The sequence below is a fragment of the Halalkalibacter sp. APA_J-10(15) genome (assembly GCF_023017105.1).
In the GTDB taxonomy this organism is placed as follows: Bacteria; Bacillota; Bacilli; order Bacillales; family Bacillaceae_D; genus Halalkalibacter.
This window is the reverse complement of the sequence record NZ_JALKEV010000095.1, coordinates 1-255: the sequence shown is the minus strand read 5'-3', so window position 1 is coordinate 255 and position 255 is coordinate 1. Positions and strand designations below refer to the sequence as shown.

At 46.3% G+C, this 255-nt stretch carries 1 pseudogene; it reads left to right on the top strand.

Features of this window, described 5'->3' with window-relative positions:
* Window positions 1–255: pseudogene (locus tag MW695_RS22405) on the top strand (IS5/IS1182 family transposase); the annotation flags it as partial.

The window sequence follows — 255 nt, the reverse complement described above, 5'->3', positions numbered from 1 at the left end:
ATGCAGGCTACAAGACACCAAGTATTGCGAAGAAGCTTCAAGAAGAAGAAACAAGAGCGGTCATGCCTTACAAACGACCAATGACGCCTCCGGGCTACTTCCGAAAGCACGAGTTTGTGTATGATGAATACTACGATTGTTACATCTGTCCGCAAGACCAACTTCTTCATTACCGAACAACGAACAGAGAAGGATACCGTGAGTACAGCTCCAATCCGAGTGTGTGTCAGAATGGTCCCGTGCTTTCTCAATGTA